Here is a 4,705-nt window from a genome sequence, read left to right on the forward strand (position 1 = left end):
ATTTCCGTTTCAGAACGCCGATGGGGCCGGGGGTTCGCCGGGTCTCGAGGCGGCCTCCCGCCATCCCACGGCTTCCCCCAGTGGCGCGGCGCAGCGGACGGGCCAGGCGGCCGGAGACGCCGCTCCGGCCGTGGGCGCCTGCCGGCGCAGCGCTTCGTCGAGCCGTTCCAGAGCGGCCCGGTCCGCGTCACCGAGCACCCCGGGCCTGTCGCCGGTCCCCGACCCCGCGCGGATGATCTCGCTGAGGAGGACGATCGGAGCCTGACCGGCGGACCGTACGCCGAGCACGCGGAAAGCGGCTCCCGGCGGGAACACGATCTCCTCCGGCCCGGTGCCGGATCCCGAACCGGCCAGCGGGCGTACCCGCCGCCCGGTCGAGGACCAGATGACGTATCCCCCCACCGCCGGCAGACCCGCGGCGTCCCCGATCGGCAGCGCGCTGACCGGCCCGGGGTCGTGCAGCACGGTTCCCGGTACGAACCGCTCCAGGTCGCCGTCGGCGGGCAGGCCGCCGCGCGCGGCGGCCCCCCGGTACGACGGCAGACGGCTCAGACCGGAGGCGAGGCAGGCGAGGTACGCGTCCGGGAGTGCGCGTCCGCCCGGTGATCCCGGCTCGTGGCCGTCCGGTTCACTCAGCCCGCCCGACAGGTGGACGTGCACCGCGACGAGATCGATCCGTGCCGCGTCCACCTGCCCGCCGCGCAGCGCCGGCATCCGCGTCATCGCGCGGTTCACCGCGGCGCTGTGCCGCTCCCAGATCGGCTGCACGAGGGACCGGAACTCCGTTCGTTCCGCCTCGGTGCTGCGGCGGAGAGGCTTCACGGCAGGTCCGGACCGCGCTCCTCCGACGACGGTCGCGGCCGGACCGGCCCGATGCTCGGCAGGCGAGAGCGGACGTGTGGCCTGGGCCTCCGAAGCGGCCGGAGCCTGTGGGGCCGCAGGAGGTTCCGGAAGGGCCGGGACCCCGCCGGGGGCCGGAGCGTCGGCCGCAGTCGAGGGCTGGGACGTGGGCAGAGGCTGCGACGTCGCCGGGGACGAGGGCAGGGTCGCGGGTCCGGAGGCGACCAGGGACCCGGGCGCGACCGGAGGCTCCGGCATGGCCGCAATCTCCGGCGCTGCCGGCGAATCCGGCGACGCCGGAGATCCCGAGGCGGCGGGAGGATGCGCCGTGCTCGGCGTAGCAGGATCCTGCGACACGGCCGGAGGCTCCGGAGCGGCCGGGGGATGCGGTGTACCCGGGAGATCTGCGGCGGCGGAGGGCTGCGGCGAGGTCGGCGTGGCCGGGGTCTGCGGCACCGCCGGAGACCCGAAGGCGGCCGGGGCTCGCAGCCCGGCCGGGGGCTCCGGAGCGGCAGGAGGCTCCGGGGCCGCAGGAGGCTCCGGGGCGGACGCCGGTTCGGCGGGCGCTTCGGGGCCTTCGGGTGCGGCCGGTTCCCTTGGAGTGACGGGAGTCATCGGGATCCTCGGCAGGCGCGGCGGGAGCGGCCTCTCGCCGCTCCCCTGCCCCGACCGGGTCGGCGCCGGCGGATCGGCACGCGTCGGGTCCTGGACCGTGGAGGTGGGGGGGACCCGCGGCTCCGGCCTGAGGGACGGGCCGTCACCCGGGAGTGGTGCGGAGCGCTCGGCGACGCGCGCCGGAGGATTCGCCCGCCCGGGGATCGGGAGGTCTCCGCGCACGCGCACAGGCCCGAGTGGCCTCGCCTGCTCGGCCGGCGGGCCGGGAGAGTCCGCCTGCGCGGACTGCGAGGAGGTCATGAGATCGGGAAGAGTCACCGGCGCGGGCGGAGCGAACTCGTCGGCGGCCGGCCCGGCGGCGTTCACCGGCGCGGATGCGGGTCCGGGGCCTCCGGCGGCGGATGCGGGGTGCGCGGCGGCGGCGGATGCGGGGCGTCCGGCGGCGGGTGCGGGGTACGCGGCCGCGGCGGCGGGAGCCTCCGCTCTCGCCACCGGCTGGGACGCGGTCGGCCCCGCCTGGGACACGGTCGGCCCCGGCTGGGACACGGTCGTCTCCGCCTTGGGCGCGGCGGCGCGCGGGGTCGCGACGGTCCGTACGGTGGGCGGCGCGGAAGCGGGCACCGCCTCGACCGGTTTCGGCTCCACGAGCGAGACGTTGTGCTCGATGGCCAGCCGGAGCAGGCGGAATCCCGCGTCGTCCGATCCCGCCGGCGGCGCGACCCGGTGCAGGGAGACGAACTCACGTACGCCGGTGCCCAGGTCGGAGAGCAGCCGGGACAGACCGGCGAACAGCGCGTCATCCGCCGTCGCGCCGCGGAGGTCCACCTCGATCGCCAGTTGTTCCGGGGACACCGGCCGCCCGGCGACGGCGGGCGGCTCGCCGTGCGGCCCCACCACCAGCCCGGACCTCGTCACGGCGACCTGCCAGCGATCCGAGAGGCGGACGACGCCACCGTTCGTACGGGCGCCTTCGGCCAGGGGCGAGCGCCAGCGGAGCAGCCGGGGCGTGGCCGGGCCGTCCGTGCCGTCGGCGCCGTACGGCCGGCAGGCGACGGCCTCGACGAACGGCGCCCAGGTGGGTTCGGCGTCGGCGCCGATGAGTACCGGCCGGACGACGGGCTCGGCCTCGGAGCCGACGACCAGCGGGAGGCCGGTCCACACCTCCACGTCGGCGCCCAGCATCTCGGCGGTGTCCTGAGCGAGGGACAACAGGTCCACGGGGCCACACGGGGCCAGACGGACCGTCGAACGGGTCGAAGCGGGCAGGGCCGTCAGCAGGGAGGCGATCTCCTCGGCCGGCACCTCCGCGTCGCCGCTGAGCCGGGACGCGCAGACCAGGACGGTGAGGTGCGCGCCGTCCACGGGAACCGAGTAGCAGAGGTCCGCCGCCCAGTCCCTCGGCTCCCGCGCCGACCGCACGAGGATTCCGGCGGGAACCTGCTCCACGACGTAACCACCGGCGGTGCGGCCGGGCAGCCGCGTCAGCGCGGCCTGCCAGGCCGGCGCCGGGCTGCGCGGCCCGAGGGGTGACGGTTCGGCGCCGGGCGCGAACGACTGCCAGCCGTGTCCGGGCCCGCCGCCACCACGGGCGAGCAGGGAGCCACCGGGCAGGATGAGGACGCCCGCGTCCGGAGCGATCACCTCGATGCCCCAGGCGTCGGCGATCCGCTGCGCGAGGGCGGGGCGGCCTGCGCGCCGAGCGCCCGCTCCCGACAACACCAGCCGGACCCCGGTGACACCCTTGGCACGCAGGGAGTCGAGCACGGCGCCGAGGCGCGCCCAGAGTTCGCCGCCCGCGCCGTCCGCACCGACGACCAGGGTGAAGTACCCGTCTCCACAGACAAGGGCGCGGGCGAGTTCGGCGACATCCTCGGGGCGCGGCGCCGCGTCCGGCGAGGAGCGCAGCAGTATCAGCTCGTCGTACTCATCGACCACGACCGCTGCGCGGCTGTTCGCGCGGGCGGCGCCGTGGTTCCCCGGCCCGGTCCGGGCGGCGGCATCATCCCGCCCGCCCTGTCCGGACCGGCGAGTGGGCGATCTTCTCCAGCGGGTCACGAATCACCTCCCGCGACGGCTGCGGTCGCGGTGAAGGGCCGCCAGGTCACCGGATCCGTCACCGCGCACCTCCTTCGCGTTACGCACAGCGAACCGAGGTCACCTCTCAGTCGTACGGAGGCGCTTCGGCGAGAGGTGGCCTCGCATACGCATACGGACGCCATGACGCTTTCGGTTCACCACGGACGACCGTATTTTTCCGATCGTGACCGTTTCTACCGCCACTAAGTCCCGAACTGGGTGGATTCAGGTCTTTTCGCGTGTCGAAACCGGGATCAGCCTCGCTCGGGGGCCGGGCCGCCGCCGACGGTGGCCGGACGCGCCGGCGGTTCGACGTCGTCGGCCTGAGCACCGGCCTCGCCGGCGTCCGCGCCGGCCCGTTCCAGGGCTTCCACGAGCACGGCGGTCTCCACCGTCATGCTCACCGGAGCCGAGGGGTTGAGGTAGAGGACGTGGTCCTCGGGGAGTGCGTCGAGCAGTTCCCACAGGTCCATCAGCTCGAACGCCAGCCGGCCCGCGGCGTGAAGGTAGACCGGCGAGGTGAAGACGGGGATCACCGGGGTCTTCCCGTCCGGCGCCACCGCGGCCAACGGGTCGCCGCCGCGGGTGACGAAGACCGCCACCTCCTTCGCGGCGGCCAGCGCCTCGGTCACCGCGTCGCCGGGTCCATAACCGGTCGCCGCCAACTGCACCGCCGCGTCGACGTCATCGGCCGGCTCGGGCCAGCCGAGGGCCTCCGGCGACGGCCGGTACTCCTCGTTCTCGCGCCACTCGACGATCTCGCCCTCGGGGCTCGAACGCCACTGGCCGACCACCGCCCACGAGGGAGGTTCGCCCTCCTCGTTCCACGCCGGGTCGACCATGCCGAGCCAGTGGTCGGGCGCGAGCCGGGCCGCCTCACGGATGGAGTCCGGGACCGGAGGCATCCTCTCCCCGGCGCCCTGGATCGTCTCCGTGCCCGGGATCGCCGCGGCCGGCTGCTCGGGCACGCCGCCTTGTTCGGTCGTCACTCTTGCTCACTCCATGTCCGGTGAAGGCGGCGCCATCCGACCTTGGCCGGCGCAACGGTCCGATCCGCGCGCCGGAATGTCCACACGGTCGAGTCGACGTAGATCAGTCCGAAGTTACCGATGGCGGTGTTCCGCTGTCGACCGTGCTGCCGGCGAATCTCCTCGATCGCCATGGATCACGCTGG

At 75.2% G+C, this 4,705-nt stretch carries 2 protein-coding genes; both read right to left on the reverse strand.

All coding sequences use genetic code 11. The features are described 5' to 3' along the window. Positions 1–9: 9 nt before the first annotated feature. Positions 10–3,390 carry a thioesterase domain-containing protein gene (locus tag NDW01_RS26410; RefSeq protein WP_252825002.1) on the reverse strand — a complete coding sequence of 1,127 codons (3,381 nt, stop codon included), beginning with the start codon at positions 3,388–3,390 and terminating at the stop codon, positions 10–12. Between the two features lie 395 nt (positions 3,391–3,785). Beyond that, positions 3,786–4,520, reverse strand: coding sequence for a type VII secretion system-associated protein (locus NDW01_RS26415; protein WP_252825004.1), 735 nt, complete (start codon positions 4,518–4,520; stop codon positions 3,786–3,788). Positions 4,521–4,705: the final 185 nt, after the last annotated feature.

This window comes from Actinoallomurus soli (genome assembly GCF_024055715.1).
GTDB classification, from domain to species: Bacteria; Actinomycetota; Actinomycetes; order Streptosporangiales; family Streptosporangiaceae; genus Actinoallomurus; species Actinoallomurus soli.